This is a genomic window from Streptomyces sp. NBC_01551, assembly GCF_026339935.1.
Classification (GTDB): Bacteria; Actinomycetota; Actinomycetes; order Streptomycetales; family Streptomycetaceae; genus Streptomyces.
Genome location: NZ_JAPEPX010000003.1, coordinates 1 through 26712, shown reverse-complemented (window position 1 = coordinate 26712; position 26712 = coordinate 1). Strand labels below are relative to the sequence as shown.

The 26712-nt window shown below is 69.3% G+C and carries 24 protein-coding genes and 5 pseudogenes; 19 read left to right on the top strand and 10 right to left on the bottom strand.

Going from position 1 to position 26712, the window contains the following annotated elements; all coding sequences use genetic code 11:
• Positions 1–34 precede the first annotated feature (34 nt).
• The 4 genes from OG982_RS30285 to OG982_RS30270 all read left to right on the top strand — a co-directional run bounded on the left by OG982_RS30285 (position 35) and on the right by OG982_RS30270 (position 2997).
• Positions 35–694 (top strand): hypothetical protein, encoded by a 660-nt coding sequence (locus OG982_RS30285; protein ID WP_266950181.1) that lies wholly within the window; start codon positions 35–37, stop codon positions 692–694.
• Positions 695–1357: 663 nt separating this feature from the next.
• Entirely contained in the window at positions 1358–1825 is a 468-nt protein-coding gene (locus OG982_RS30280; RefSeq protein ID WP_266793886.1) for a lamin tail domain-containing protein, read from the top strand.
• 285 nt (positions 1826–2110) lie between these two features.
• Positions 2111–2341 carry a transposase gene (locus OG982_RS30275; RefSeq protein WP_266950180.1) on the top strand — a complete coding sequence of 77 codons (231 nt, stop codon included), beginning with the start codon at positions 2111–2113 and terminating at the stop codon, positions 2339–2341.
• Positions 2342–2457: 116 nt separating this feature from the next.
• The gene (locus OG982_RS30270) at positions 2458–2997 is read left to right on the top strand and encodes a 2'-5' RNA ligase family protein (RefSeq protein WP_266950178.1); all 540 of its coding nucleotides are present in this window, start codon (positions 2458–2460) and stop codon (positions 2995–2997) included.
• A gap of 63 nt (positions 2998–3060) precedes the next feature.
• On the opposite strand, the gene istB is transcribed toward OG982_RS30270, so the two are convergent.
• The 3 genes from istB to OG982_RS30255 are packed head-to-tail and all read right to left on the bottom strand — an operon-like array spanning position 3061 to position 4586.
• Positions 3061–3855, bottom strand: a complete 795-nt coding sequence (istB, locus tag OG982_RS30265; RefSeq protein WP_266950176.1) for an IS21-like element helper ATPase IstB — start codon at positions 3853–3855, stop codon at positions 3061–3063.
• Positions 3852–4334, bottom strand: coding sequence for a hypothetical protein (locus OG982_RS30260; protein WP_266950174.1), 483 nt, complete (start codon positions 4332–4334; stop codon positions 3852–3854). Before OG982_RS30260 ends, istB begins: the two co-directional genes overlap by 4 nt.
• Before the next feature lie 15 nt (positions 4335–4349).
• A complete protein-coding gene (locus OG982_RS30255; RefSeq protein WP_266950172.1) occupies positions 4350–4586 on the bottom strand; it encodes a hypothetical protein in 237 nt (78 codons plus the stop codon).
• Positions 4587–4749: 163 nt separating this feature from the next.
• Between OG982_RS30255 and OG982_RS30250 the strand changes: the two are divergent.
• The 4 genes and pseudogenes from OG982_RS30250 to OG982_RS30235 form a co-directional block, all read left to right on the top strand.
• Positions 4750–4854: pseudogene (locus tag OG982_RS30250) on the top strand (IS5/IS1182 family transposase); the annotation flags it as partial.
• A 311-nt stretch (positions 4855–5165) separates the two neighbouring features.
• A complete protein-coding gene (locus OG982_RS30245) occupies positions 5166–6479 on the top strand; it encodes a hypothetical protein (RefSeq protein ID WP_266950170.1) in 1314 nt (437 codons plus the stop codon).
• Between the two features lie 29 nt (positions 6480–6508).
• Positions 6509–8164 (top strand): CHAT domain-containing protein, encoded by a 1656-nt coding sequence (locus tag OG982_RS30240; RefSeq protein WP_266950168.1) that lies wholly within the window; start codon positions 6509–6511, stop codon positions 8162–8164.
• A gap of 75 nt (positions 8165–8239) precedes the next feature.
• Positions 8240–8728 (top strand): hypothetical protein, encoded by a 489-nt coding sequence (locus OG982_RS30235; RefSeq protein WP_266793891.1) that lies wholly within the window; start codon positions 8240–8242, stop codon positions 8726–8728.
• A 266-nt stretch (positions 8729–8994) separates the two neighbouring features.
• Here the strand turns inward: OG982_RS30235 and OG982_RS30230 are convergent, their stop codons facing one another.
• Positions 8995–10332, bottom strand: coding sequence for a hypothetical protein (locus tag OG982_RS30230; protein ID WP_266950166.1), 1338 nt, complete (start codon positions 10330–10332; stop codon positions 8995–8997).
• Between the two features lie 238 nt (positions 10333–10570).
• On the opposite strand from OG982_RS30230, the gene OG982_RS30225 reads away from it, so the two are divergent.
• The 5 genes from OG982_RS30225 (at position 10571) to OG982_RS30205 (ending at position 16125) form a co-directional block, all read left to right on the top strand.
• Positions 10571–10885 (top strand): hypothetical protein, encoded by a 315-nt coding sequence (locus OG982_RS30225; protein ID WP_266950164.1) that lies wholly within the window; start codon positions 10571–10573, stop codon positions 10883–10885.
• A gap of 778 nt (positions 10886–11663) precedes the next feature.
• Entirely contained in the window at positions 11664–11894 is a 231-nt protein-coding gene (locus tag OG982_RS30220) for a hypothetical protein (RefSeq protein ID WP_266950162.1), read from the top strand.
• 33 nt (positions 11895–11927) lie between these two features.
• Positions 11928–13163, top strand: coding sequence for a hypothetical protein (locus OG982_RS30215; RefSeq protein ID WP_266950160.1), 1236 nt, complete (start codon positions 11928–11930; stop codon positions 13161–13163).
• A 377-nt stretch (positions 13164–13540) separates the two neighbouring features.
• On the top strand, positions 13541–14998 hold the full coding sequence (locus OG982_RS30210) for a cytochrome P450 (RefSeq protein ID WP_323139305.1): 1458 nt from the start codon (positions 13541–13543) through the stop codon (positions 14996–14998).
• 80 nt (positions 14999–15078) lie between these two features.
• Entirely contained in the window at positions 15079–16125 is a 1047-nt protein-coding gene (locus OG982_RS30205; protein ID WP_266794152.1) for a hypothetical protein, read from the top strand.
• A gap of 41 nt (positions 16126–16166) precedes the next feature.
• Here the strand turns inward: OG982_RS30205 and OG982_RS30200 are convergent, their stop codons facing one another.
• Both OG982_RS30200 and cqsA read right to left on the bottom strand, forming a co-directional pair.
• Positions 16167–16643 (bottom strand): ML domain-containing protein, encoded by a 477-nt coding sequence (locus OG982_RS30200; RefSeq protein WP_266794151.1) that lies wholly within the window; start codon positions 16641–16643, stop codon positions 16167–16169.
• A 975-nt stretch (positions 16644–17618) separates the two neighbouring features.
• Positions 17619–18788: an alpha-hydroxyketone-type quorum-sensing autoinducer synthase gene (gene cqsA / locus OG982_RS30195; protein ID WP_266794149.1), complete on the bottom strand. Its 1170-nt coding sequence runs from the start codon at positions 18786–18788 to the stop codon at positions 17619–17621.
• Positions 18789–18927: 139 nt separating this feature from the next.
• Between cqsA and OG982_RS30190 the strand changes: the two genes are divergently transcribed.
• The 3 genes from OG982_RS30190 (at position 18928) to OG982_RS30180 (ending at position 21735) form a co-directional block, all read left to right on the top strand.
• Entirely contained in the window at positions 18928–19485 is a 558-nt protein-coding gene (locus OG982_RS30190; protein ID WP_266794148.1) for an EF-hand domain-containing protein, read from the top strand.
• 337 nt (positions 19486–19822) lie between these two features.
• Complete coding sequence (locus tag OG982_RS30185; RefSeq protein ID WP_266794436.1) at positions 19823–20746, top strand: SDR family oxidoreductase; 924 nt, start codon at positions 19823–19825, stop codon at positions 20744–20746.
• Positions 20743–21735 carry a 3-oxoacyl-ACP synthase III family protein gene (locus OG982_RS30180; protein ID WP_266794147.1) on the top strand — a complete coding sequence of 331 codons (993 nt, stop codon included), beginning with the start codon at positions 20743–20745 and terminating at the stop codon, positions 21733–21735. The genes OG982_RS30185 and OG982_RS30180 overlap by 4 nt, the downstream gene beginning before the upstream one ends.
• Positions 21736–21838: 103 nt before the next feature.
• Here the strand turns inward: OG982_RS30180 and OG982_RS30175 are convergent, their stop codons facing one another.
• Positions 21839–23110 carry an IS256 family transposase gene (locus tag OG982_RS30175; RefSeq protein WP_266950159.1) on the bottom strand — a complete coding sequence of 424 codons (1272 nt, stop codon included), beginning with the start codon at positions 23108–23110 and terminating at the stop codon, positions 21839–21841.
• Between the two features lie 130 nt (positions 23111–23240).
• A protein-coding gene (locus OG982_RS30170) for an IS5 family transposase (protein WP_266950158.1) occupies positions 23241–24055 on the bottom strand; the annotation gives its coding sequence in 2 pieces (ribosomal slippage) (positions 23241–23713 and positions 23713–24055; 816 coding nt in all).
• Positions 24056–24165: 110 nt separating this feature from the next.
• On the opposite strand from OG982_RS30170, the pseudogene OG982_RS30165 reads away from it, so the two are divergent.
• Positions 24166–24824, top strand: a pseudogene (locus OG982_RS30165) (IS5 family transposase); the annotation flags it as partial.
• Positions 24825–24938: 114 nt separating this feature from the next.
• On the opposite strand, the pseudogene OG982_RS30160 reads toward OG982_RS30165, so the two are convergent.
• A pseudogene (locus tag OG982_RS30160) lies at positions 24939–25370 on the bottom strand (transposase); the annotation flags it as partial.
• Positions 25367–25906: a winged helix-turn-helix domain-containing protein gene (locus tag OG982_RS30155; RefSeq protein WP_266793625.1), complete on the bottom strand. Its 540-nt coding sequence runs from the start codon at positions 25904–25906 to the stop codon at positions 25367–25369. The pseudogene OG982_RS30160 and the gene OG982_RS30155, both read right to left, overlap by 4 nt.
• Before the next feature lie 61 nt (positions 25907–25967).
• On the opposite strand from OG982_RS30155, the pseudogene OG982_RS30150 reads away from it, so the two are divergent.
• Positions 25968–26129 (top strand): annotated as a pseudogene (locus tag OG982_RS30150) (transposase); the annotation flags it as partial.
• A 9-nt stretch (positions 26130–26138) separates the two neighbouring features.
• Positions 26139–26543 (top strand): annotated as a pseudogene (locus OG982_RS30145) (DUF5753 domain-containing protein); the annotation flags it as partial.
• Positions 26544–26712 lie beyond the last annotated feature (169 nt).

Sequence of the window (26712 nt, the reverse complement as noted above, 5' to 3'; positions counted from 1 at the left end):
GCGGTGGTCGGCGGCCGTGGGGAGGGCAATGCTGATGGGCACCATGGTGGTCGGCTTCAGGCTCGGCTCGGACGCGAAGGGCCGGCAGGCGACGCTGGTACTGACCGAGGCCGGCGTGCTCCACCAGAGCACGGGCCTGCTCGGCATGGCGCCACGGCCCGCGAAACCCCACGCGCCGATCGCCCCCGACCCCCACCCTGTCCCGCGCCAAGCCGCCCAACTGCGCAAGGCCTACGCGGCCCTGACCAGCCGCGGCTACACCCGCGAACTCATCCCACCCGCCTGCCTGCGCCTGGACACCGACGAGCATCCCCTGCACACACACCCGTACGGGCCGCACGCCCCGCGCCCGCACCCGGAACTCATCGCGGACTTCACAGGCGCCGCCCCCGCGCGGCCAGGATCCCTCGAAGACGCGCTGGACGCTTTCTACACGGCGATCGGGATCACACCGCGGCCCCGCACCCCCTTCCCGCCCGGCACCGCCGCGGTGCCTCCGCGCGTCCGGGAAGCACTACGCACCCTGACCGACGGGCAAGCCCTGACCTCCGGCCCCCGACCAGGCCCCGGCTGGACCGTCACCGCAGCAGGCGTACGCCTGCACGCCGGCACCATGAGCAAGACTCTCGGCCCCCGGGAAGCCGCCGAGCTTCAGGCAGCACTGACAGCCTGGCTACGCCTCCACCAGTCCTGACGCGCGAGTGCGGTGGCGCTTCTTCGGTGAATATGGCGCCCTGGGCGGGTGAACCAGCCGCTCGGCGCTTGTCGTAGTTGGGAGAGGGGTCCGGTACCAGCCCTTCGCCGACGTTGAGATCCGCACCGATCCGGCGACTTTGCGGGGCAGTTTGCTACGGCTGAGTCAGCTCCTTGATTCCCCGGTGTGGGGCAAGGACCCGGTGGGACTCGAAGACGTATGGGACACGCTGTCGGTCAACCTCGACTATCCGCTCACGGGCCGGAACCGCTTGCTGCAGGAAGCGAAGGATTGTGCGTATTTAGACGCGAGTACGAAGAACTCCGCAGAACAGCTGTTACCCGGTCAACTGCTCCGGACGGGTGAGGCTGGGGAGGAGTGCGCTGGGTGGTGCGCCGGAGTGCACGAGCCCGGGGTGCTGCTGGTGGGGCGGGTGGGTGTAGCGGTCAGTGATTGTCAGGGTCACGCCTGTCAGGGGTGTGTGTGGTGTGCAGGCGAGTGTGGCGGGAATGTCCGTGTCCGGTAACCGGCCCCTGCGACGGCTGCGGTGGGGCGCGTGCCGGGTCGAGAGTGTGGCCCTCGGCTCATTCCGGGCCGGGATTCCGCACCGCCTCTCCTGCCTGTTTCGACCGGTGGGACACGGTTCTTGAGGGAGCGTCACCCATGACGTCTGTTTCCTTCTCCGCCCGTCGTATCGCCGCGACCGTCCTGGCGGCCGGAGCCGTGGTCGGCGCGGCCGCGCTGCCGGCCGCCGCCCAAGACGGTCACCGCCAGCAGCGTCCGCGGGTGGAGATCAGCAGGGTCCAGGCCGACAGCCCCGGACGCGACGACCGCTCCAACCGCTCCCTGAACACGGAATGGGTCGAGATCACCAACACCACCCGCAACGCCATCAACCTCCGCGGCTGGACCCTGCGCGACAGCGACGGCAACCGCTACCGCTTCGACAACGTCCGCATCGCCGGCCGCGCCACCCTCCGCATCCACACCGGCAACGGCCGCGACACCCGCACCGACCTGTACCAGGACCGCCGCGACTATATCTGGGACAACCACTCCGACACCGCCACGCTGCGCGATGACCGCGGCCGCACCATCGACACCGAGTTCTGGGGCCGGCGCCACCACTGACCCGCGGGGTGGGCTTCCGGCGGCCGCCTGACGGCGGGCGGCCGCCGGGCAGCCGGGTCCGGCAGGAAAGTGCCGACCGGTGCAGCAAGTGCGGGCCGCCACCCTTCCCCGGGTGGCGGCCCGCACGGCTGACTACTGGGCAGCACCTTGGGCTTGGGGCATGACCGCAGGCGCTGCGAGTACTGATCAGCAAGGTCACCGACGCGGTGATTGATGAGCTGGTGAGCTGGCAGAACCCGGCCCCTGGATGCGATCTGGCCCATCATCTACATCGACGCGTTGTGGGTGAAGATCCGCTCGGGCTCGGTGACTTCGAAGCCGGTCTACCTGGCCGTCGGCGTCGACATGGACGGTCGCAAAGACGTCCTCGGCGTGTGGGCGGGTTCCGAAGGCGAGGGCGCGACCACGGTGATGGCAGTGCTGTCGTGGCTTCGTTCACTTCAACCGACAGCGTTTGTTCGTGGGTTTCGGCGGCGTTCAGTGATCATCGGCACTCTGGATGTTCACGGGAATTAGCGGCAGCGGCAGCACCTTGGTCGTCCCGCTCGTCGACCGGCTTCGGAGATCGGTCATGATCGTTCGGCGGAAAAGGAGCCGTGCTGTCTGCGGTAGAGGTGACACCATGCGGTGTCATGGCAGATGACAGCACCAGTACGTTTCAGGCGGGCCAGACGGGGCTCATCGTCCGGATTTCGGAGGCAGAGCCAGCCGTCCGCGGGTGGCGTGAACGGCTCGACCCCTCAGCCCAGGCCGGGGTTCCAGCCCACATCACCGTGCTCTTCCCGTTCCTCGACGAGAGCCGAATAGACGCGCTCGTCTACTCCGCTCTCGCGGAGGTGTTGGGCAGCCACCAGGCCTTTGACCTTCGGTTCGAGAGATGTGGACGGCTTCCGGAAGTGCTGTATCTCGTTCCCGAGCCTGACACGCAGTTGCGGCAGCTCACGGAGGCGATCTCTGACCGTTGGCCTGAGGCTCCGCCGTATGGCGGCCGGTTCGCCGAGATCGTGCCGCACCTGACCATCGCTCAAGGGCAGGAAGGTGCCGTCCTGGAGGAGATCGAGGCCGACCTCGCCGGCCGGCTCCCGTTCACGTCTCACGTCTCGTCGGTTGAACTCCTGGTGCACGACGGCGTGAAGTGGCAAGAACGGGCGTCGTTCGCACTCGGAGAATGAAGCAGGTCATGAGGCTTGGCTGGTCCGCTGCCCCTTGGGTAGCGGACCAACAGGGGGCTCCGGTCAGCTGGCGTTAGCGTGCTCGGCGCGGGCTCGGGTGCTGGCGAGTCGGTAGGAGTCGGTGCCGGTCTCGATGATGGTTCCGTTGAAGGTGAGGCGGTCGACGATGGCCGCGCAGAGGCGGGGGTCGGTGAACGTCTTGGTCCAGCCGCCGAACGACTCGTTCGAGGCGATGGCCACGCTGTTCTTCTCCTCCCGTTCCGTCAGAACCTGGAAGAGGAGTTCAGCGCCGCGGCGGTCGAGTTCCATGTAGCCGAGCTCATCGATGCACAAAAGATCGACGCGGCCGTAACGGGCGATCGTCTTGGTCAGCTGCTTCTCGTCGGCGGCCTCGACGAGTTCGTTGACCAGCTTCGTCGCCAGCACGTACTTGACCCGGTAGCCGGCCATCGCGGCCTCGGTTCCCAGGGCGATCAGCATGTGGGACTTGCCGGTGCCGGAGTCGCCGATGAGGCAGAGCGGCTGGCTCTTCTTGATCCACTCGCAGCTGGCGAGGGTGTGGATGGCGGCTGCGTCGATGTTGGGGTTCGCGTCGAAGTCGAAGGTTCGCAGGGACTTGTCCCGGGGAAAGCCGGCTGCCTTGATTCGTCGTTCCGACCGGCGACGGGCCCGGTCGTCGCACTCGGCCATCAGCAGCTCGGCGAGGAAGCCGCGGTAGGTCATCTGGTCCTTCATCGCCCGGTCGGCGATGTCGGAGAACTCGTTCCTGATCGACGGAAGCCGCAGCAGGCGGCAGGCGGTGTCGATGGCCGTGGTGGCGGCCTGCTCGGTCAGTCCTCGCTGGCGGGGCAGGGTCACTGTGCTTCTCCCTCGCGGTGGTCACCGCCGCTGGTGCGACGGCGTCGGAGCAGTTGGTCGTAGTGGGTCACCGAGGGCAGCGGCCTGGTGTCCGGGGGAAGGTGCGCGAGCCGCCACTCGTGCAGAAACGTCACCGTCGCCTCACCGGCCGGTCCGGCCGACGACGCGAGTCCAGCCGGCTCGTCCTCCGCCTGGGCGGCCTTGCGGGCCTCCAGAGCGACCGCGTCTGCTGTCAGAGCTCCGGCCCGCAGGGCAGTGGCCAGCCCGGCGACGAGATGTTCGTGGGAGACGTGGCGGCCCAGCAGCAGCACCTCGATCAGTGCCCTCGTGCCGGCGGTGTCTCCGTGGGCCTTGACCGCCGCGGCCCACCAGGCGTCATGGACTGGGGTGAACTTGCCTGCGGAACGGGCCTGTTCGAGCGCGGTAGCGCCGGGGAAGGCACCCGGCTTGCGGATCAGGGCGGCCGTCGCCGCCAGCAAGAGCCGTCACGACCGTCAATTGACGGTCAGGAAGTCGTCCAGGTGGAAGGCTGGATACCACTCGGCGAGGGTCTTGAAGTCGGACGGCAGAGCCCGTCCGATTCCCTCCTCGACCGCCCGCCAGTCGAAAACGCCCCGCTCCTCCCGGCGAAGTACCGCCAGCCCGGGCACAGCGGCTTCCAGCACGGCGATCGCCTCACCCGGGTCGAGGATCCTGCGCACCGGCTTCTGCGTTCCTATGACCTCGTCCACGGACACAGCCTGCCAGAGGGCTCCGACAAACAGCCGCCCGGGCAATCCGCTGTTCGGCGGGGTGTCAGTGCGTGGTGGCGTCGCTCCGGGCGCAGACGGCCTGGTCGCCGGCGGGTCCCTGGGTGAGGCCGCAGCTGAGGCCACCGCGCCCCGCATCGGGCCAGGCTGGCCACGCGTCCGTCCCAATCGGGTGCGGGCCGACAAGGCGTACGCCTCCCGCAGAAACCGAGCCTACCTGCGCCGCCGGGGAATCCGCTGCACTATCCCGGTGGCCTTGTTGCGGGTCGCAGCCATCTGTGGCGTTCAGCCCGTGGTTCCCGTGCTTGTACAGGTCCCTCTTGTAGCCCTCGCGGTGCTCGGCGGCCACGGTGAGCCGGTCGGTCGCCTCGGACGAGCGGCAACGAGGATGCACTATTCACGGGCGGTGTTGGAAGGATTACGATTCGTTATCCTCGTTGTGGGGCTAGTCGACGCAATCGAGCCGTGTCCGGGGGGGATGACGGCATCCGTGCATCGATCGGGGGGCGATCAGTGGTGTTGAACAGGGGTTCCTGGAAGCGCCAGGTTGCCTTCCGAATCGTGGCGATATCCGGCGTGGCCTGGCTGATGGCCGTCGTCAGCGGACTGTCGGGATGGCGGCAGGCCTCGGTGCCCATTGTCATCGCCACCTTCCTGAGCATCGTGGCCGGCATGTCCTGGAAGCACCACCACCGCACGACGATGCACGGTCGCTGGCGGGGGCGGGTCGTCGCGGCTTCCTGGTCGGTGCTCCCTGCGTTCCTCGCGTCGGCGTGGTCGATGTGGGTGTTCCAGACGACGCCGGGCGTCGCCGTAGCGGTCGGCGTCGCCGTCCTCTGCGTCCTGGGGCTCGGTTACGCACTCGGGCTGGGTCCGACGCTGGACCTGTGGCAGATGCGGGTGAGCGACGTCGATCCAGGCTCGCCCTCCGCAGCCCCGTACGTGGTCAAGATGGCCAAGCAGGCCTTGAACGCCTCCGACCGTGGCCCCACACACCACCGAGTCACGGACAATCTCATACGCGCCCTGACCATGAGCAGCCTCGTCGACCGTTCCCAGCAGGCCAGCGAGGAGGCATGGCGCCTGGTCCGGGATGAACTGGCAATGGCCGGTGACCCCTACCGTCAGGGTGCCTTGGCAAACCTTCGCAACGATGTCGAGAACGCGCTGGCCCAGCAGACCGGGGACGGCAGGAACCTGCCGAACGCGCTCGACATCCTTGCCGAGGCTGCCCGCCGCGACCCCCGACTGTGGGCTGCCTGGTATGAGGCCGATGGCGACCGACTCGCGCTCACGGTCTACCAGCTCGCGGAGTACATCGAGGCAGACGACCCCCGGCCGCGGACCCTCGACGACGGGAGCACGGTTCGCGGCAAGATCGAAGCCGGCACGCTGAGGGGCAAGCTGCTGGGGCAAATGGTCACCCGGTACGGGCAGGCCGCCGACGCGAGCCCGCCCGGTGGCCACCGCACCCAACGCGTGGCCAAGCGTGAGCTCAGTCGCGTGGAGTGGGGTTATACGGCTGCCGAGTACCCCAACCCGGACTTCCCCAATTCCGCTGAGATCGCCAAAGCGATCGACACGGCGGTGCGCACACTGGAGTCCGCCCTGCGCGACAGCCCTGCCGAGCCGGCCCTGCGTGACTTCGTGGCACTCTGCCTGGTCACCTGCCTGATCCGGCGCGCCGAGCTGGCGTCAGACCCGGCCTCCATCCGCCCCGGGACCCCCTACCAGAGCCCGAAGAGGGACATGCGAAAGGCGAAACGGCTGCTCCACCGCCGCATGCTGGCCCAGGGCGCGCCCTTCGCTCGGGCTGCCAACTACAACATGGCCTGCATCCTCGCCTGGGAGCAATCGCGCCGGGGCCGCTGGTGAGGCCTTGGACACGCAGGCCCACCACCGAGGTGGAGGCCCTCAAGCATGCCGCTGAGTCCATCGCGGCCACCAACCAGATCGGTCGTGTCAGCGCCGCGAGCGCGTGGGTCGAGGCGGCAGTGAGCACCGGCCGGGCCCGCGACGCCGCAGCGGCTCTCCGCCATCAGGCGGCTGTACTGGCCGAGGAACCACTGACCCGCGTGGACGGCCGCATGGCTTTGCTGGCGGCCGCTCAAACCGCGGCCGCCGAAGCCGGCTACTGGACCCTGCGTTCGCGTCGTCGGGCGCCGGACACCGCCGTGTGCGTCCTCGAACACAGCCGCGCGATCCTCCTCAGCAGCATGGTCTCGGGAACCGACACGGGCCGGCTGAACGAGTTGGTGCGGCTTGGGGAACGGGGGCGTCAGGCCGTGCACGATCTGCTGGCAGCCCAGCGGAACGTGGCGGAGCAGGTACGTCTCCACCTCACAAGGACCGGCACCGGCAACCACGGCGCGGGGGAATCGACAGCGGCGCACGAGTTTCCTCAGCTGCTTCGGGCCCGGGGCGGCCTGTGGCGGGCCGAGCAGAGCGCAGTCCGTCTCCTGAGGACAGACCCCGACAACCACTCCTCAACGCTGGGCACCATTCGGGATGCGGCCTCTCATGGCGCGATGGTGTATCTGGCCTCGGCCGCGCACACCGGGTACGCGGTCGTGGTTCCTGTCAGCGGAAGGACCCGGACCGTGCTTCTGCCCGACCTCCAGGCCGAACGGATGACTCAGACCCCGGACACCGGCGAACCGAACTCGAACGCCGAAAGCGAACTCCACGAGCTCCGGCAGGCGCTCCAGCCGCTGGTGGAGGAGTTTCGCCGCGGGCCACTCGCGGCAGGTCTCGCGGCATGCCCGCTGCTGACTCTCGTGGCCGTGGGCACGCTGTCCTTCCTTCCCCTGCACGCCGCGCTACTCCTTGAACTTCCCGCTTTGCAAGGGGTGCGGTACGCCCCCAACGCCCGGCTGCTGCGACACGCCGCATCGCGCAGGCCGGGCGATCTGGCAGTACTGCCGATGAGCTTCGCACTGGTCCGCACCGCACCAGGCTTCCCGGACCTGGTTCGCGGGCGGACCCTCGCAGCGACCTACGGGGCAGGCCCGAGCCCCGACGACGAATCCGCCTCCGGAGACCAACTGGCTGCGACGCTTCACCAGAGCGGCATCGTCCACCTGCACTGTCACGGGCGCGCCGACTGCCTCGACGCCCTGGACAGCGCCCTCTTCGGACGCGATCGCGCGGTGTCCGTACGCGAGGTCCTTGCCCACGGCGGTGTCCGTGCCCGCCTCGTCGTGCTGATGGCCTGCGAGGGCCACACAGTTGACCGGCGGCTTCCCGACGAGGTCCTGGGCCTGCCGGGCACACTCGTCCAGTCAGGCGCAGCCGCTGTCGTGGCCGCGCAGTGGAGGGTACGGGAGCAGGCCGCAGCCCTCGTCCTGAGGATGTTCTACGACAACATCCGCGCCGGGCATTGCGGTCCGACGGCCCTGGCCGGTGCACAGAGATCGCTGCGCAACGCGACCGCACGGGAGCTGAACACCCGGTACGGAAACGCCTACTACCGGTGCGCGCCCGCCATCGGCGGCCCCCCCGACCAAAAGCCTTTCGCGTCACCCGAGCACTGGGCGGCATTCGCGTACACAGGCCTGTGACGAGTACTGGCCGGGGCCACGGTGCTGCCTTGCTCCCAGACAGACCGCGCAGGGACACTCCCAGGAAGGAAGCCAATGGATCACAAACCAATCATCGAACTCAAGCTCACCGGTCTGGACGAGGAACAGATCGACAAGGTCACCCAGATCCTGTACGACTCGGGCTGTGACGTCCGCGAGTACTCACCGGACATGGGCGTGGAGGACCTCGAACCGTACGCGCAGATGCTTGCCGCTGCGGTCGCGGTCGTCCGCAGCGCGGCCGCGTTCTGGGGCGCGATGCGCGCCCGTCACGGCACCGAAGCCGCCGATCGCGTGGGCGAGGTCGTCAACGATCTGCCGGCGAACAGCGAGGGACATCGGGCCGTCATGGAGTGGCCGGAGGGGGCAGCGCTGGGCAAGGGCTTCCTGATCACCGAGGACTCGCCACCGCTCGAGGACCAGCGGCTGGCGTACACCTTGATGGCGGAGTTCGACCTCGACTCCCAGCCGCCCGGCACCGTGGTCGTGTGGTCGGCCGCTGATCGTCGATGGATTGCCTATCCCCCCATGCCACAGGAGTAGTTCTATCCCGTCAGGCAAGACGCCAAGGCCGCCGCACGCGATCTTCCCGCACTGTTCCAGGCCTTCGGTGCCACCGATACCGGTCCGGCCGATGAGGAACCGGCACCGGCTACCGGGCCGTAGTCGTGCGGGTGTGCGTATCCAAGGCGGCGCGGCCGGTCCCGCGGCCTGGGACCGGCCGGAACGCCACCGCCTGACCAATCGATTCTGATCCGCCATGTAGTCGGCCCAGGGCAGACCCGGCCCGGCCGTCCTGGCGGATCCGCTCACCGGTCCGTCGGCATCGGTCCCGCGCCCGGACGACGACGTGCCGACGTGGCCGCGAGAGGATCCGCCACAGGTCCCCGGCCCCACCTCGCGCCCGCGAGCTTGGTAACGGCGGCCGCCGCAGCGCACATGAGCGCGGTGACGAGGAGGGTGAGGAGGAGGAACGCGGCGTCTGGCAGCATCAGCCCCGTCCGATGTAGAGGAGCCGCGTAGCTACGCCGGATACACGAGGTGCGCTGCAGTACTTCCTCGTCCTCCTCGTCCTCCTCCTTCTGGGGTGCGGGGGGTGCGGGCGTGGTGGTCGGGGGCGGTTCCTTGGCAGCCGGAGCGTGGAGAGGGCCGGCCATCTTGCCCTCGCCGTAGCCGCATGCGTTGTGTGGGGTGTCAGCAGCCCATGCGTCCACGCAGGGGTTTGGGACGGTGTCTTGGTAGCCGGGCTGGGCGAGCCCGAGCCGGGCGATCTGCGCGATCTGGGCGGCCGCCTCGGAGTACCGAAACGCTTCGCCATACGTGAAGTCGTCACGGCTCCCTTGCCCGTATCCCTCTTCCACCACCCAGGGGCTGGGCGGTACCGGTGGGGGAGCCTGCCACTGGGCAGGACCCTCTTCGGCGCCTTCCGCCCCGCCCGGCACCGGCGCGGAGCCGGGCTGGGGAGCCGGGTGGGCGTGCTCGGGCGCGTAGACGTGGCCCGGCTGGCTGACCTGCGTTGACGGGGCGGGAACGGCGGGTTCGGCCTCGATGAGCCGACGGTTTTGTTCGCGCAGGACATCGACTTCCTGCTGGAGCAGGTCGGCCCGTTCCCTGTACTCGGCGAGTTCGGCCTCGATGCGGCGGATGTAGTCCCGGGCCGTGCGCAAGCTCTGGTCCTGCTCGGTGACACGGCTCTGCAGGAACAAGCGCGCCCTCTCCGCACCCTGCGCACCCTGCGCCCGGGCCAGAGCCTGGTCCCGCTCTCCGGCGAGGTCGCCCGCCTGACGTTCCAGATCACGCAGCCGCTCCTCGGCCCGCCTCAGCTCTTCCGTCAGATAGGCCACCTTCTTGACGGTGGGGGCTTCGCTGGCGCGGTGTGCCGCGTCGCACAGCACGTCCAGCTCCTCCCAGAACCCCTCGGGGAAGGAGAGGAGCGGGGATTGCGCCTCGATGTAGGCCCTGATGGCGTGCAGCGACTCGTGCGGGGCGAGCCGATTCCCGCTCATGTACCGCGAGAGGGTGGACGCGGCTATGTGAATGCTTTCTGCCATCTTGCTCTGGGTGCCGCCGGTGGCGGTGTGGCGCTTCACGGCCCAGCGCAGCTTGCCCGCGTACGCGGCCGCGGCCGGTCCCACAGGTCGTTCCATCGCCTCGCCCCCTCATCCGGAAAACGCGCCCCACCAGCGCCGTTTCCGATTCTCACGCAGGCGTTGACACCCCCCGGAACACCGCCCAACGACGTCCGGAGCATTGACAATTACCGGGTAACATCCGTTCCCTCTCCCGCAAGATCACCGGCTCCCCGAGGCTGAAAACCGGCGCGCCGAACCAGCTGCGCGCCGTAGCCCGCGGACCGCCCGCGGGCCCTGACGGGAGGGAACTCCGATGTCCTTCGATGCCCCGCAGCCGCAGCCGCAGCCGCAGCCGCAGCCGCAGCCGCAGCCCCCGGCCCAGCCCCAGCCGCAGCCCCAGCCCCAGCCCCAGCCCGAGACTCGAGCCCAGCGGCCGCCTGCGGGGAACCCGGGCGCCGATCCGGCCGTGCTCATGCTCCTGGCGGCTTTCGTCGTCGCCGGGATTCTGGGCGCCACCGTGTACGTGGTCGCCGTTCACCCGAGGCTGGCGAACCCGGTCATCGCCGCCGCGACCGTGGCCGCCCCGCTGGTCGCCGTCCTGATCGAGGTCTACCTCCGCCGGCGTTGACGGCCCTGCCACACCCCGACGGGGGCGCCGCACACAGCGCCCCCGCCCTCCGGCACAAGATCTGCGGCGCAGCAGATGACGGACCCAGCGCGGGCCGCTGCCACCAGCGGCCCGCGCCGCCGCGTGCCCGGCCCCGCCGCGCGGGTTTTCACCAGGACGGGGGGTCCTCCATGGGCCGTCAGTTGACGCGGTGCTCGCTCCGACCCGTGCCGGCAGTCGGGGGAGTGGCGGTGGTCGCGGCGGCCACCGCTTTCTGTCTGCGTGGCACCGGTTCGCAGTCCTCCGCAGGGGTGAATTTTTCCCTCGCGTACGCGTAGGCGGCTTATGCGGTGTGCTCACAACTCGCCCAAGAATCATGGCTATTGGCAGCAAACGGGATTTTTCGGCATGTTTCCGGCGCGACCCGGTGGTCGGGCCGCCGATGGGTGATCGGAGTGCGGTTCGTGGCGCGTTCGGTGCGGGAGCAGTACGACGAGAACCAGGCGGCGGGCCGGCTGCGGGTGCCGGTGCCGGTGCCGGTGGCGGGGCGGTGGGCGGCGGGTTCGGGTCTGGTCCCGCTGGCGGATGCCGGTCCGGGGTTGTGGTCGCGGGCGGTGGTGGAGGCCGCCGACCCGGAGCAGGTACGCGCGGCGCTGCGGGGCCCGATCGGTGCCGGGGTGGCGGCGGACCGGCTGACGCAGGCCCTCGGGGAGCCGTTGCCGATTCTCCGGCCGAGGGTGACCGCTGCGGCGGTCGGCCACCTCGTGAAGGCCGGTCTCCTGGTCCGCTCGGCGGGGAGGTGCAGTTCCCCGACGTCCATCCGGACCAGGTGGCCGCCCTGGGCCGCCGCCGGGACCTGCTGGCCCTGCTCGACCGGCACGTCCCCCTCGGCCCGGACCAGGCCGCGGTGCGCCTGGGCGTCGGCCGGAGGGGAAGCAATCGGACGCAGTGGCAGGACCGCAAGGCCGTCTGCCGGGACGGTGAACTGACCTTCGCGACGGCGTGCCCTGGTTCCTGCGCAGGCCGTTAGTCCGGCATGAAGATCCTTTCCATGCCGGCCACTGTGCTGGCCGCGGCCGTGAAGCCGTTCACCTCGGCCGGTTTCAACGCTGAACGTCCCGGGTGCCGGACGGCTCGGGCCGTCGCCGTGGCCATGGCCGTCACCGGCTCACTGGTGCCGCTTGGCGTGGCCGGCCCGGCCCACGCGGCCGAGGTCGTACACGAGAAGGTGCACGAGAAGGTGTTCGACAAGCCTGGCGAATGGTCGTGGCGCGGATCGGGGGAGGTCACGGTCTGGCTCTGGGGCGCGGGTGGTGGTGGCGGGGGCGCCACCGGCGGCACCGGTGGTGGTGGCGGCTCTGGCGGGGGCCTGGCCGCGAACGCCGGTGGCGGTGGTGGCGGTGGTGGGGGTGGGGCAGGTGGCGGCGCAGGAGGAGGCGGCGGTGCCGGACAGTTCGTCACCTGTACCTTCTGGGTGGCCGACGGGCTGATGATCAAGGTCGGTGAAGGCGGCCCCGGGGGCTCGGGTGGATCGGGCAGGGGCGACACCGATCCGGGAGGTGGGGGCGGCACTACCTTCGGGGGCTCCGACGGCGCAAGGGGATGGACCGGCCACGCCGGTCGCAGCGGCAGCGCCTCCAAGGGCGACACGACCGTCCTTGGGGTCCGCCTTGGGCCCGTCGATCCCTTCGACCAGACGTATGCCAGTGCCGCCGGTGGAGGCGGCGGTGCAGCGGGGCAGGCCGGCGGCGCAGGTTCCGGCGGCGGTGGAGGCTACGACGGAACGTTCGGCGGGGGTGCCCCAGGTACGGGAGGAGCCGGCGCGAGCGAACCGGGTGCCCAGGGCGACGGCGGGAAGACCGGCTCCGGCGGCACCTGCAAGCAGGGCTTCTTCGAGCTGCCCCACACGGCGACCCCGGGCGGCACGGGCACCAACGGCACCGCTGGCACGGCCGGCAGCGCGGGAAGTGCCGGCAAGAGCGGTAAAGGCATTCAGAACGGCACAGTGAGCGGCGGCGACGGCGGCCGCCCCGGGACAGGTGGGCAGCCAGGCAAGGGCGGCGCCGCCGTCATCTTCGGCGGCAAGTCCTACGGTGCCGGCGGGGACGGCGGGGCGGGCGGCGCGGGTGGCTCGGGCGCCTACGGCGGCCACGGCGGCTGCTACAAGCCGAGCTTCGGCGGCGGCCTGAGCTGCATGCCCGGCGACGAGGGCGGCTACGGCCACCGCAGCCAGTCCGGAGGCTCCGGTACGGCCGGCCACAACGGAGCTGTCATCGTCACCTGGACCACGACCGAGTGAGACACGGGGTGGGAGCGTGCAGGGCCGACCGCGCGGTCCCGCCCCGCGATCACGATCTGGGCCCATGGCTGATTCCCCAGTGGCCGTTGGAGCCATGGGCTCCGCGTGCAGCGTGACAGTGACGTGTGCCGCTCAAAGTTGGGTGGCGCACGATCAAGGTTCGACTTGGGGGCAGCCCTGCTTGACGAGGCGTAGCGACTGGCACTCCCGAGGAGCTGACCTCGCGCAAGGGACGCCTGGCTCGGTGCTCGCGCCGATGTGGGTGTGGGGCGAACGTGCGCCGCGCGTGTGCTGTCGTGCGCCCCCGCGTACCCGGATGAGCGGATGGCTGGTGGGCACATCCTCACAGGAGGCGGCTGGCGATACGGCTGGGGCCCGTGAGGGAAGAGAAAACGATTCTGCGTCTCGCGCGGGGTGGGCGGGTGGTTGTCGGTCGGTGTGCTGCCGGACAGGCATCGGAGGGAGGGGGCGTGGTGGGGGTTCAGCGGGTCGGGGGTGGTGTGTCGTGGTGGGGTCACGTGGTCAGGCTGGTGGGTGATCCCCTCGCTTTTCTCAGTTCTCTGCGGGGAGGGCCGGCGGTGGTGAGGATGCAGCTCGCCAGACGTTCGGTGTATGTGGTCAACACGGTGGAGGCGGCGCACCAGGTGCTGGTGTCGTCGGTGTTCGACAAGGGCGGCCTGTTCATGGACTCGGCGCGGGTCCTGGTCGGCAATGGTGTGATCACCTGCAGCAACGCCGATCACCAGCGTCAGCAGCCGGTGATGCGGCCTGCGTTCCACCGGGACCAGGTGGCCCGGTATGCCCCGGTGATGAGCCACTGCATCGCGCAGGCGATCGACGGGTGGCGGGAGGGGGAGCGGATCGATGTGAAGCCCCGGATGTACGCACTGGCGGCCCAGGTGGTGGCGCGCACCCTGATCGCAGCCCCGGCGGGCCGTAAGGCAGCGGACACCATGGCCGCGGCCCTGCCGGTGCTGCTGGAGGGCATGTTCCGCCAGATGCTGGTTCCCTGGCCGCTGCTCCACCGTCTTCCGCTGCCGGCCAACCGCCGTTTCCGTCAGGCACAGGCCCGTCTGGAGCGGGCCGCTCGTGAGGTGATCGCACAGTACCGGGCCGGCGGGGCACCAGGGCATGACTTGCTGTCCCTGGTGATGGCCGCCGCCGCCGACGACGGCCGCCCGCTCGACGACACTCAGGTGCGTGATCAGATCCTGTCGGTGCTGGCCGCGGGCATAGAGACCACCGCATCCCTGCTCGCCTGGACCCTCCACGCCCTGGCCGACCACCCGGACGTGGAGAGCCGGCTGTGGGCCGAGCTGGACCGCGAGCTCGCCGGAAACACTCCCACCCTCGCCGACATCGAGCGCCTGCCCTACACCCGGCAGGTCCTCATCGAGGTGCTGCGGCTGTGGCCCCCGACCTGGATGCTCAGCCGCATCACCCTGCAGGAGACCGTGCTCGCCGACTTCACCGTTCCCGCGGGCGCGGAGGTGATCGTCTCCCCCTACGCCCTGCAACGCGACCCCGCCGTCTTCCCCGACCCGGAGCGCCTGGACCCGGACCGGTGGCTGCCCGACCGCGTCACCCCCGCCCAGCGCCAGGCGTTCACGGCCTTCGGCGGCGGGCGCCGCAAGTGCCTGGGCGAGCACTATGGCATCACGGAGACCGTCCTCGCCCTCGCCACGATCAGCAGCCGCTGGCAGCTGCGCAAGACCGGTGCCACCCCCTTGCGGCCGCTGCCGCGTTTCCTTCTCACCCCCAAGGCCGGCCCTCTGATCGCGACCCGCCGCACGGCTGCGGCCGACGGGAGCCGGACCGGCGGAGGCCGGCCGTGAAGAGAACCTCAGTCCCTGCAGAAGGCGCCGCCCCCGCAGGCGGCATAGTCAGGTCGCCTGAAGGACACCCCCGGTTTCGGATGCCGCTCTTCCCCCGGTTCACGCCCGCCCGGCGCCGCCCCGGACTCGCTGCATTGGAACAGCGCTGCGCAGCCCGCCTCGCCGCGCTCCTGCGCGACGCCTACGACAGCCAGGAGGAGCTGGAGACGTTCTTGGAACACCGCACCAGCCTGTGGAACCTGCTCACCTATGCCGACGCACGCGAGGACCGCATCGACCTGGTCTGCGCCTGGATCGACGTCCTGTTCAGCATCGACGACGTCTTCGCCCAGGCACCGCCGTCCCGGATCCGGCAGCTGGGCATCCTCGAGCTGCCTGCCGTCCTCGACGGCAGACCGCCCGTCGTGGAGACCGCCTTCACCCGGGCCTTCGAGCAGCTGCGGGACCAGACCTTTCCCCTCGCACCCCACCGGGTGTGGCAGCGCTACGCGCGAACCCTGCATGAGTTCTTGGAGGCCTGCCACGCCGAACGTGACCTCACGCGGGACCTCGCATCACTGGACCTGCCCACCTACGAGAAGTATCGCAACAGCTCGATCGGGGAATGCTGCTTCCCCCTCCTCGAATTCGGCCTCGGCATCGACCTGAGCGACCGCCTGGAGAAGCTGCCCGAACTGAGGCGCCTCAACATGCTGGTGGCACGCCACTGGATCGGCGTCAATGACGTCTTCTCCTACCGCAAGGAGCTCTACAGCGGCGACACCATGAACGAGATCCAGCTCGCGCTCGCCGAGAACGGCGGCGACCTCCAGGCAGCCGTGGACCGCATCGCCGCGACCGTCCACCGAGTCGAAATCGAATTCGATGGGCTCACGGCCATGCTGCGAGCTGGCGTGGCAGGCCGGGACAGCGGCCTGCGCGCCTACCTGGACGCGCTGGAGGCGATGATCGCCGGAAACCTCGAATGGTCCTACCTCACCCCCCGCTACAACGGCCGCGGCCACACCTGGAACGGCCTGACCGATGCCATCGTCATCCTCACCCCCGACAAAACCCTCTACCTGCCCATGAGCACGCCCCCGCACCGGACACGGGGCGACGCGCTCGCCCCCGGCCGACCGTCGTAAGGGCAGAGTCCGAAACGACGGGCGCAACCCGCGGGAGATCGCTAGAGCTTGAGTTTGATTTGCAGACGGGCCACCTGCTTGCGGGCGGGGGTGGTGATGACTACGTCGACGAGGTAGTTGCCGCTGGGAAGAGTCCCGGGGATGCTCGTTTCCTTGGTGATGGTGGCTTGCTTGTCCTGCTGGTCGATCGTGACGTTGGAAAGGAAGTCGTAGTCCTTGTCCACGACGGTGAGGATGCCCAGCCTGGCTGTGACGTGCATGTTGGTTCCGGCTGGGATGTCTTCGCGGAGATCGCCCTGCGCAGTAAGCGTGGCTTTGTGTCCCTTCCTCGGCGTATCGGGGTTGATGCTGACCGTGCGAATCCGGAAAACGTCCGTCGGGCTGCCGCAGTCGAAGACGATGTGCCCCGTGACGGGGCGGCAGCTGGCTGCAACGGCCGGGTTAGCGGGGGAGGCCAGGGTGCCGGCGAGTGCGACAGCACCCGAAGCCAGGACAGTGAGTACACGCTTGATGCTCATGACACGCCAACGATCTTCATCCGCCAAGGTCACCGCGACGACGGGCGACTGCCTGTCCCGTCTCATTCGATCTTGCCGCCCAGCGGCGACCTGACCTGCGGAGATGCAAAGTCGGGTGAGATGCCGATGCCTAGTCGTCTCACTTGACGTTGTCAGACGCTGATCTGGGCTGTCTCTGGCGGAGGGCGGTGTCGTCACCGCGACGGTACGGGCCGGGGACCATACCGGCCGGTGCGGCGCCCCGCAGCAGGTCACGCACGCAGGCCTCGAGGTCTGGGGCCGGGAGCAGCCCGTGCCCGTGCAGGGCCCCGGCCGCAATGCCGGTGCAGTCGGTCTCCGCGGGAAAGCCGTTGCCGCGAGGGAAGATCCGGTACCGCTGCCGCCATCGGCCTGCCCCGGTCTGGCAGGCCAGCCGCGCCGCCAGCTCCCTGCCCGTGCCATCTTTGCCCGGGGGCAGCAGCATGAGCGTCACCATCGCCGAGAACGCCTCACACGCCAAGTCGAAGCCCGGGTCCATCCCGAAGTGCTCCCGCAGCAGCGAGCGACAGCTCCGCCGATGGCGCCCCACCGCCCCCCACCGACCGGCTCGAGTAGTCCAGGGCGCGCGCAGCGGCATACCCCAGCACCCGGTGGCTCAGCCGATAGCCGGCTCTCCCACGCAGACCCCGCCACCGCTCCTCGTTCCTGCCCCTGTCAGCGGCTGGTTTGAAACGGTGGTGAGGCAGAGTTGGGCGGACCGAGATGGGGGCACTCTGACCGCCCGCCAGCACCATCAGATCCACGCTCCGTGCCGCCAGCCGGACTGACAGCCGGAGCCCGGCGACCGGGCGTGGTGGGGTGATGGCGACCGGAGGCAACGTCGTGTGCGGGCCGTCGCCCTTCGTCGGGTGACATCCCACACTGCTGCGCTCGGGTGGTGAAATCCGATGCCCGGGCGCGAGAACGCCCGCCGCTGGGATACGGCTCCGCGTTTTGTCAGGGCCGGTAGCAGGCCAGGCTGGAGCTGATGAGGTGGTCGACCTGGGTGTCGCTCAGGTCGGCGTGGAGGGAGAAGCGGACCAGGGACCGGGTCCGTGGGGTGGCGGGCGGGCAGAACACCGATCCGAAGACGCCGGCCTGTTCGAGTCCGTCGCGCAGGGTCATGGTGTGGCGTTCGTCCCCGCCTACCAGGGAGAGGATGTGACTGCCGGAGCTGTGAAGATCGACGCCGGCGTCGGTGAGTTCGTGCCGTACACGGGTGGCGATCTCGGCCAGTCGGGCACGGCGCCAAGTGTCGGCCCGGACGACGGCGAGGGTTTCGGTGAGGCCGGCGATGTCATGGGGCAGGAGCGTGGAACTGAAGACGGCGGGGTGGGAGCGCATCTTGAAGTAGCCGGTGAACGCTTCCTCACAGACGGCGATGAATCCGGCGCGGCCGGCGAAGGCCTTGGAGAGGGAAGCCGTTTGGAAATGCACTCGGCCGTTGAGCCCGGCGGCGCCGGTCATGCCCTCACCCAGGTCGCCGTGGGTGCCCAGGGAGTGCGATTCATCGACTACCAGCACGCACGCGTACTCGTCTGCGAGGTCCGCCACCCGGGCGAGGGGGCAGAGGCTTCCGTCGGTGCTGTAGATCGAGTCGACGAGGATGATGCCGGGCCCGTGGTCGGCGATACGCCGGCGCAGGTGGGCAGTGTCGTTGTGGCGGAACCGGTGCAGGGCGGCGCCGGAGATCCGGGCGCCTTCCCACAGCGACATGTGCGCCAGCATGTCGATGTACACCGGCGTACCCGGCTCGGCCAGGGCTTGAAGAAGGCCGGTGTTGGCTGCCCACCCCGACTGGCACAAGATTCCGGCCGGCGCACCCATGTGCCTGGCCAGGTCCGCTTCCAGGCGCAGCTGCGGGTGGTCACCGCTGAGGAAGACGCCGGACATCAGGGTGTCGTTGCCGTCCGCGGTGAGCGTCTCGGCCATGGCTTTGACGATGCGCGGGTGGCGGGCCAGAGCGAGGTAGTCGTTGCTGTTGACCATGACTGCGCCCGGGGGCGGTTTCATTCCGTGCAGGGGGTGGCGGCCGTCCCAGTCTTCGCGGACCCGCCGGGCGTGACGCTCAAGCCCTGCACGGAACAGGGCGGGAAGACACGGGGCGACCGTGGGGCTGACTGTCATGACGCGTGGAGACCTCTTGCCGACGGGCCGTCAAATTCGCGGGAGAGCCGTATCAAAGCAGATGGGCGATCGTTTCCTCCGGTGTGATCACCATCGGGTGATCTTTGTGCCTGCTGGGCGGATATAGAGGAGAAGACCGATGGAAGCTGCTACCGGCGTTCTGGACAAGAAGCTCGCCCGTGCCTTCGCCATGCTGGACGCGGACGGGGACGGCAACCTGCGCGAGGAGGACCTCCTCGCGCTCAGCAACCGCCTCGCGGCCGCGTTCGGCATGAGCGGTGACGCCACGAAGATCACGCGCCTGCGGGAGTCCTTCACCCGGCTGTGGGCCCACGACCTGTCCACCATGGACGCCGACCGCGACGGGCAGCTGGACCGCTCCGAGTTCATCTCCGGCATGCGCAAGGCCGCCGCCAACGACCGCGAAGGGCTCCTGCAGCGCCTGAGCGTCATGGTGGACGCGTGGATGGACATCTGTGACACCGACGGCAACGGCCTCATCGACGAGGACGAGTTCCAGACCATGTACATCAAGTCGCTGGGCGCCTCGCCCGCCGACCTGAAGGTCGCCTTCGCCAAGCTCGACACCGACGGCGACGGCACCCTGGGACGGGAAGAGATCCGCCGCGCCACCGAGGAGTACTACACCAGCGAAGACCCCACGGCCCCCGGAAACTGGCTCTTCGGCAACCTGTAATTCATGCACGGCCATGAGCGGTCCTCCAAAGGGACCGCTCATGGCGATCCGAGCTCCCGGTCAGCGATGGCGCGCAGTTGGTCGGCTGGCCGTCTCATGAGCGGGCTGAGCGTGCCCTTCGACGACGAGGGAGGGCAGCCAGGGGAGCTGTCGCAGGGAGCGGTGGTAGCTGTCGGGGTGGCCGAGCTGCCGGACCGGGAGGACTGCTGGCGGCCGCGGACGGGCCCGGCCGCGAGGGCCACTACCTTGCCGGGGTCTCGTCGTTGTCCCCGTGAGGGGCGCGGCCGGCCGGCCGCGGCATCGCTGTCGGGCTGGGAAGGGCGTGGGGGCATTGGTGATGCCGTCGGGCGGCCGGAGTGTGCTGGTGACGGGGGCGACGGGAGGTTTCGGCCGGGTGATTGTGTTCCGTCTCGCCACCGCGGGCTGGGACGTGATCGCCGGAGCACGTGACCGGGACAAGGCGCGGGACCTCGTGGCGGATGCCGCCGAGCGGGGCCTTGCCCTGCGCACCGTTCAGCTGGACGTGGCGTGCGAGGCATCCTGCCGCCAGGCGCTGCAGGAGTGCGTCGAGATGACCGGAGGCGGCGGCCCGTGGGCGCTGGTCAACAATGCCGGCATCCCGCAGGCAGGCGCGGTCGCCGACGTGGACGACGAGCACGCCCGTCGCCTGCTGGAGGTGAACCTGCTGGGTCCGGCCCGGCTGTGCCGGCTCGTCCTGCCGGCGATGGCCGCCTGCGGCGGCGGCCGGATCGTCAACATCTCCTCGGGCCTGGGCCGGGTCCCCTGGCCGATGGGCGCCTGGTACAGCGCCGGCAAGCACGCCCTCTCGGCCCTCACCCACTGCCTGCGCGTAGAGGCCGCCCACCTGGGCGTCCGCGTCAGCCTGGTGGAACCCGGCGCGTTCGCCACCCCCATGCTCGGCCGTGCCCTGACCGACCTCGACACCCTCCGCGATCCGGCGAACCCAGGATACGAGAGCACCACACGCCTGTTCACTGCCGTGGACCGCCGGGTGCCCGGCCCCGAACCGGTGGCACGCACCGTCGAGACATGCCTGACGGCCCGCCGGCCGCGTCCCCGCTACGTCGTCGGCCGGGAAGCCCGCTTCCTCGTCCCCCTCCACACGATGCTGCCGCTGAGCCTGACCGACCGCATCAAGCACGCGGTCACCGGCCTGCCCCGCACCCCCGCTGCGGCAGCCCGGCCGCCAGGCCAGCGACCCGCCGGCGAAAGGTCCGGCCCCGTGAAGGAGACCGCGTGAGCACCCACAGCCGCATCACCCACACTGCAATCCATCTGCCCGCCCGACGCCAGCACGTGACCGAGATCGAACAACGCCTGCACCGCCACAGCCCCGCCCTCAAACTCCCCGCAGGCCTCCTGCAGCGCACCTTCGGCCTGAACCAGCGCACAGTCGCCGATCCCGGCGACCTGCCCTCCGACCTCGCAGCCCGGGCCGCCAACCGCCTCTTACACACCGCCCGCCTCTCACCGGCCGACATCGACCTGCTGCTCTTCGCCGCCGTCAGCGCCGACGTCCGCGAACCGGCCAATGCCCACATCGTCGCGGCGAAGACGGGCATGACCTGCCCGGCCTTCGACATCGGCAACGCCTGCAACGGAGTCATCAACGCCCTCCAGGTCGCCGACGCCCTCATCCGCACCGGCCAGCACCGCCGCGTCCTGATCACCTGCGGGGAAACCCTCACCCGCCTCTCCCGATGGAACCTCACCCGCGATCAACTGCGCACCGGACTGACCTCCCTGACCGGCGCCGACTTGGGTGCCGCCCTTCTGGTGGAGTCCTCACCCGTGCCCGGCATCACCGGCTCGGTGTTCCTCGCCAACTCCGGGGGATGGCCCGCCGCCACCCTCTACGACCCCCACCACGCTCCCGACCACCCTCAGGGCCTTCACGTCGACTCCGAGGCCCTGCTGGGCTCCTTCGTCGACCTTGATGTCCAGGGGGCCCAGTGGCTCAAGGAACAGCACGTCGATGTCCGCGATCTCGATCTCGTCTGCGTCCACCAGCCGTCCGTGCCCTTCGTGGACGCCTTCCGCACCCGCATGGGCATCGACACCGCGCAGATCATCCCTACTTTCCCGCACACCGGGAACGCCGCCGCCGCGACCCTGCCCCTCCAACTAGCCCACGCCGTCGGCCACCGCCGACTGGCGCCGGGCGACACGGTCGCGCTCTTCGGACTCGCCAGCGGCGCCAGCGGCGCGGTGATGCTCCTGCGCTGGTGACACCGACAGCACCTCCTGAAGCCCCCACCTCCACCTGCCCCGGACGTGCCTGGATGGGCGTGGGCGAAGGGCGTGTCAGCGATCTTGTGTAAGTCGGGTGGTGTCATTGGATGCTGAGCCGGTCCTCGAAGAACAGTGAGAACTGGTTCAGTGCCTCTTTCCAGTGTGGGGCGACGTGGTTTGCGTCGCGCGCTTTGGGGTTGATCTGTTCGCGGACTGCGAGGTAGAGGACCTTCAACGCGGCCTGTTCCGAGGGGAAGTGACCGCGATTCCGGGTGGCCTTGCGGAGGCGGGCGTTCATCGATTCGACCATGTTCGTGGAGTAGACCACCGTCCTTATGGCCGGCGGGAACGCCAGGTAGGGCGTGAACTCCGGCCAGGCCGACCGCCAGGTCCGCACGATCGCCGGGTAGCGTTCACCCAGCTCAGAGGCCGCGAACAGGTCGAGGGCCTGTTCTGCCGCCTGCTCGGTCAGGGCCGTGTAGATGGCCTTGAGGGCCGGCACCAGCTTCGGGTGGTCACGCACCGACGACAGCCTGAGCGAGGCTCTGGTCAGGTGGATCACGCAGGTCTGGACGGTGGCCTTGGGCCAGGTCACGGTGACCGCGTCAGGCAGGCCCTTCAAGCCGTCGCAGACCACGATGCAAACGTCCTCGATGCCCCGGTTCCGCAGCTCGGACAGCACTGCCATCCACGTGGTGGCGCCTTCGCCCTCGGAGCCGACCCACAGACCGAGGACGTCTTTGCGGCCGTCCATGTCGACGCCGACGGCCAGATAGACCGGCTTCGAGGTCACCGAACCGGAGCGGATCTTCACCCACAATGCGTCGATGTAGATGATCAGCCAGACCGGGTCGAGGGGCCGGTTCTGCCAGGTCACGAGCTCGTCAATCACCGCGTCGGTGACCTTGCTGATCAGGTCGGGGCTGACCTCGACCCCATAGATCTGCGCGAGGTGGGAGCGGATGTCGCGCACGCTCATCCCGCGGGCGTAGAGGGAGAGGATCCGGTCGTTGAAGCCGGCGAGCCGGCGGGCGTTCTTCGGGACCAGACGCGGTTCGAAGTCGCCGTTGCGATCCCGCGGCACCGCAAGCGTGACCGCTCCGGCATCGGTCAGAACCGTCTTGGGCGAGGTCCCGTTGCGGGAGTTCCCCGACCCATGACCTGCCAGATCTCCACGCTCATAGCCGAGGTGCTCGCTCATCTCGGCTTCCAGGGCCCGCTCCAGAACGGCCCGGGTGATCTCCGTCAACAGCCCGCCCTCACCGAGCAGAGCCGCCCCTGAGGCGTCCGCTTTGTCGAGCAGCCGCTCGACCACCTCGTCGACCATCGCGTCGCCGGCCACGGACGTGGCCGCTTCTTCTTTGTCTGCCATCACTCGTCCGATCCGCCCGACCCACAGGCCCGAGGCCGAGCCCCGGGCCAGGCTTCCACATCACGGACTTACACGATCTTTCAGACACGCTCCTCCCAAACAAGCCGCCGGAAACAGGGGCTAAGAACTGCTATCGGAATGACTTCAGGCGCCGCCAGCAGATGAGTGAGCAAGCGAGGCTGAGGAATGCCTCGTGGATGTCGTCGCGTACTTCCCAGCGGATCCGTAGCCGGCGGAACCAGTGCAGGTGGGCGAAGGTCCGCTCGACGACCCAGCGGTCGGTGCCGAGGCCGGATCCGTGTGGGACGCCGCGTCGGGCGATGACGGGTTTCACGCCCAGGGCCCAGGCCAGACGCCGGTACTTGTCGTGGTCGTAGCCGCGGTCCCCGAGCACGGTGTCGGGCCGCTGACGCGGTCGGCCGCGCTTGCCGCGGACCGGTGGGACGGCTTGGAGAAGGGGGATGAACTGGGTGACGTCGTTGCGGTTGCCGCCGGTCAGGGTGGCAGCAAGCGGAATGCCGGTGGCGTCGGTGATCAGGTGGTGCTTGCTGCCATTCCTGCCCCGGTCAACGGGGCTTCGCCCTGTCTTGGGGCCCCCTTTAACGCGCGTATGTGGGAGCCGTCGACCACGGCCCGTGAGGAGTCCAGGGCATCCGCTCCACGAAGCCGGGCCAGAAGGGTTTCGTGTAGTCGTGGCCAGACGCCAGCCTCGGTCCACTCGGCCAGGCGTCGCCAGCACGTCATGCCCGACCCGAAGCCCAGTTCCTGCGGGAGGTGTTCCCATGCGATCCCGGTGTGCAGGACGAACAGGATGCCCTGGCACACCAGCCGGTCCGGATGCCGCTTCCGACCAGGATGACGAGCCCGACGCTCCACCCTCGGCAGGAGCGGCTCGATCACCACCCAAAGCTCATCGTCTACTTCCCACGGCTTCCGCCGAGCCATCCTGCACCCCCAGATCAAGGCTCTTCAGGGCCATCCAACCAGCCCGAAGATCATTTCGTTAGGGGCTGTAAGACCGTGTCCTATGTGGTGAGGCGGTCGTTGGGTAGTCCATGGGGCGGGGTACGTGGAGTTGGATTGTTCCGGAGGGGCTGTGGGAGATAGCCAAGCCACTGATCCCGCCGTCGAAGGTGCGGCCGCAGGGTGGCGGAACGCAGGACACGCCTGATGAGACGCTGTTCGCGGCGATCATTTACGTGCTGGTCAGCGGGTGTGCCTGGCGAGCCCTGCCACCCTGCTTCGGCGTATCGAAGTCGACGGCTCACCGCCGGTTCCTGATCTGGTCGAGAGCTGGAGTGTGGGGCCGGCTGCACGAGGAGATCCTGCACCGGCTCCACGACGCCGGGCTCCTCGATCTCTCCCGCGCCGTCCTCGACTCCGCCCACGTGCGGGCCAAAAAGGGGGCGAACTCACAGGTCCGAGCCCCGTGGACCGGGGGAAGCCGGGTTCCAAGATGCACGTCCTGTCGGACGCGGCCGGACTGCCCCTCCTCGTCGGCCTCTCGGCCGCCAACACCCACGACAGCCAGGCCCTGAAGCCCATGGTGCTCGGTCACCAAACGAGACACGACCCCCATCGCGGCCGCCACTTCAAGCCCCAGCGCCTGCACGCTGACAAGGCTTACGGCATACCTGAACTGCGGAAATGGCTCCGCGGCAAACGGATCGGCGTCCGCATCGCCCGCAAGGGCATCGAGTCGAGCGAACGATTACTGAGGTTTTCAGGGTGGGGTCGGTGGGTTGATGGTCAGGCCGGTGGCGGTGAGGCAGCCGTCGATCACGTGGGGCCGGAGTTGGATTCTGCGTAACTCGCGGCGGAGCTTGCGGTCGAGGTCGTCGGGGGTGTCGAAGGCAGTGTTGGCCGTGGCCCTGCGCAGGAGTGACCAGACCGCTTCAACAGGGTTCAGGTCTGGCGCATACGCGGGGAGGCGGACGGTGGTGAGCCAGTCGTGTTCGGCCTCGTACTGTTTCAGGCCGGCGGCCAGGTGGGTGTTGAGATTGTCCCAGACCACCACGATCGGTCCGTCGAGCTGGATGTGAGCGCGGACCAGCAGGTCGCGGTAGTCCTTCCAGGAGAAGCTCTTGCGTGCGCCCTTGAGGAGGAGATGGGTGCGGGGGCGGTGGATGAGGCGGCTCTTCTCGCCGGGTTTGTAGCAGCACAGCGCGGCGACCGAGGTCCGGCGGCGGGACCTGCCACGGACGCGGATGACGGGGGTCTGCCCGCGCCGTCCCCAGGTGCGGGCGACCGGCGGCGTCATCGAGAAGCCGGCTTCGTCCTCGAAGACGAGCCATGCCCCGGACGCCGCCGCGAGGCTTTTACCCGCGGCCACACCTCCTTCTTCCACAGCTCCACCGCGTGCTCGTCACGCTCGAGTGCTCTGCGGGCGGGTGCCTGCCAGGACCAGCCGTGCCGTTTCAGCAGCCGCCAGACCGTCGCCACCGACAGGCTCACCCGAAGATGCCGGCGGATCAGCGTCTGGACCCGGGCCAGGGTCCAGTGTTCGTCCTCGAAGCCGTGCGCCGACGGTCCCTTGCCGAGTTCCGCCTCGAGCACGGCGAACTGGGCATCGGTGATAGTCGGCGAGTTCGCCGGGCCCGCCGAGCGCAAGCCCTCCATGCCGCCCTCGCGCCAGGCACGACGCCAGCGTTCCACCGACCTGACACTCACCCGCAGCTCTTTCGCGATGACCGCGGTCTTCTCGCCCGCCGCGAACCGCTCGCCGGCCTGAAGCCGGATCCCCTCACGAAAAGCCCGACGCTCAGCGGTCAGGCCCCCACCCTCCGGATAACGCATACCAACGGCATACCGCAGGGATCATGAACCGTCACTACCCGATGACAACCCGAAATCCTCAGTAGGGCGTCGGCGGTGGGTGATCGAACGGACCATGTCCTGGCTGACCGGCTACCGCCGACTCAACCACCGCTACGAACGCAACCCGCGCAACTACCTGGCCTTCCTCGGACTCGCCGCAGCCCTCTGCTGCTACAAACGCCTCCGCCGCCTCACCACATAGGACACGGTCTTATGGGCCGTACTGGACGAATCGTCGCTGCGGCGCGTCGTAGGCAGCCGCGAGGTCATGCGCGAGCAGTTGGACCATCTGATCCACATCGGATCCCAGCCGCACATCACCGTGCAGGTTCTCCCCCACGATGTGGGGGCGCACCCTGGCGTCTCGGGGCAGTTCGCGCTGCTCGAGTTCGCCGACGCCGCCGACGCGAGCTTGGTGTATTTGGAAAGGTTCACCAGCGATCTCTATCTGGAGAAACGATCCGACGTCAGGCTCTACGGCGATATGTATGCGCACCTGCAGGCTCAGGGGCTGAGCCCGGACGGTACCCGGAATTTCATCGACGAAGCCAACAAGGCGTACGTCGGCAAGGAATTTGGCCCAGACGCCCGCACGCCGTCCCGGCCGGACCCGTGAGTGCTGTGCGGTACGCATCCTGACGTCGAAAGCCGAGCCCCTGGACGACGTGTCCAGGGACTCGGCTTCGGGCGATGTCGAGACCGGTCGGTCAGAGGCGTGAGGCTGTCACGCCTGCCATGTGCCGGCTAGTCCTGTCGGGTTGTTGCACCTCGGCGGGTCCGCTTCA

Bases quoted from the DNA above. Each gene is read 5' to 3' on its own strand.
- OG982_RS30285 (WP_266950181.1), top strand. From the start codon at position 35: ATGGGCACCATGGTGGTCGGCTTCAGGCTCGGCTCGGACGCGAAGGGC.
- OG982_RS30280 (WP_266793886.1), top strand. From the start codon at position 1,358: ATGACGTCTGTTTCCTTCTCCGCCCGTCGTATCGCCGCGACCGTCCTG.
- OG982_RS30270 (WP_266950178.1), top strand. From the start codon at position 2,458: ATGGCAGATGACAGCACCAGTACGTTTCAGGCGGGCCAGACGGGGCTC.
- OG982_RS30235 (WP_266793891.1), top strand. From the start codon at position 8,240: ATGGATCACAAACCAATCATCGAACTCAAGCTCACCGGTCTGGACGAG.
- OG982_RS30230 (WP_266950166.1), bottom strand. From the start codon at position 10,332: ATGGAACGACCTGTGGGACCGGCCGCGGCCGCGTACGCGGGCAAGCTG.
- OG982_RS30225 (WP_266950164.1), top strand. From the start codon at position 10,571: ATGTCCTTCGATGCCCCGCAGCCGCAGCCGCAGCCGCAGCCGCAGCCG.
- OG982_RS30205 (WP_266794152.1), top strand. From the start codon at position 15,079: ATGCCGCTCTTCCCCCGGTTCACGCCCGCCCGGCGCCGCCCCGGACTC.
- OG982_RS30200 (WP_266794151.1), bottom strand. From the start codon at position 16,643: ATGAGCATCAAGCGTGTACTCACTGTCCTGGCTTCGGGTGCTGTCGCA.
- cqsA (WP_266794149.1), bottom strand. From the start codon at position 18,788: ATGACAGTCAGCCCCACGGTCGCCCCGTGTCTTCCCGCCCTGTTCCGT.
- OG982_RS30190 (WP_266794148.1), top strand. From the start codon at position 18,928: ATGGAAGCTGCTACCGGCGTTCTGGACAAGAAGCTCGCCCGTGCCTTC.
- OG982_RS30185 (WP_266794436.1), top strand. From the start codon at position 19,823: ATGCCGTCGGGCGGCCGGAGTGTGCTGGTGACGGGGGCGACGGGAGGT.
- OG982_RS30175 (WP_266950159.1), bottom strand. From the start codon at position 23,110: ATGGCAGACAAAGAAGAAGCGGCCACGTCCGTGGCCGGCGACGCGATG.
- OG982_RS30155 (WP_266793625.1), bottom strand. From the start codon at position 25,906: ATGCGTTATCCGGAGGGTGGGGGCCTGACCGCTGAGCGTCGGGCTTTT.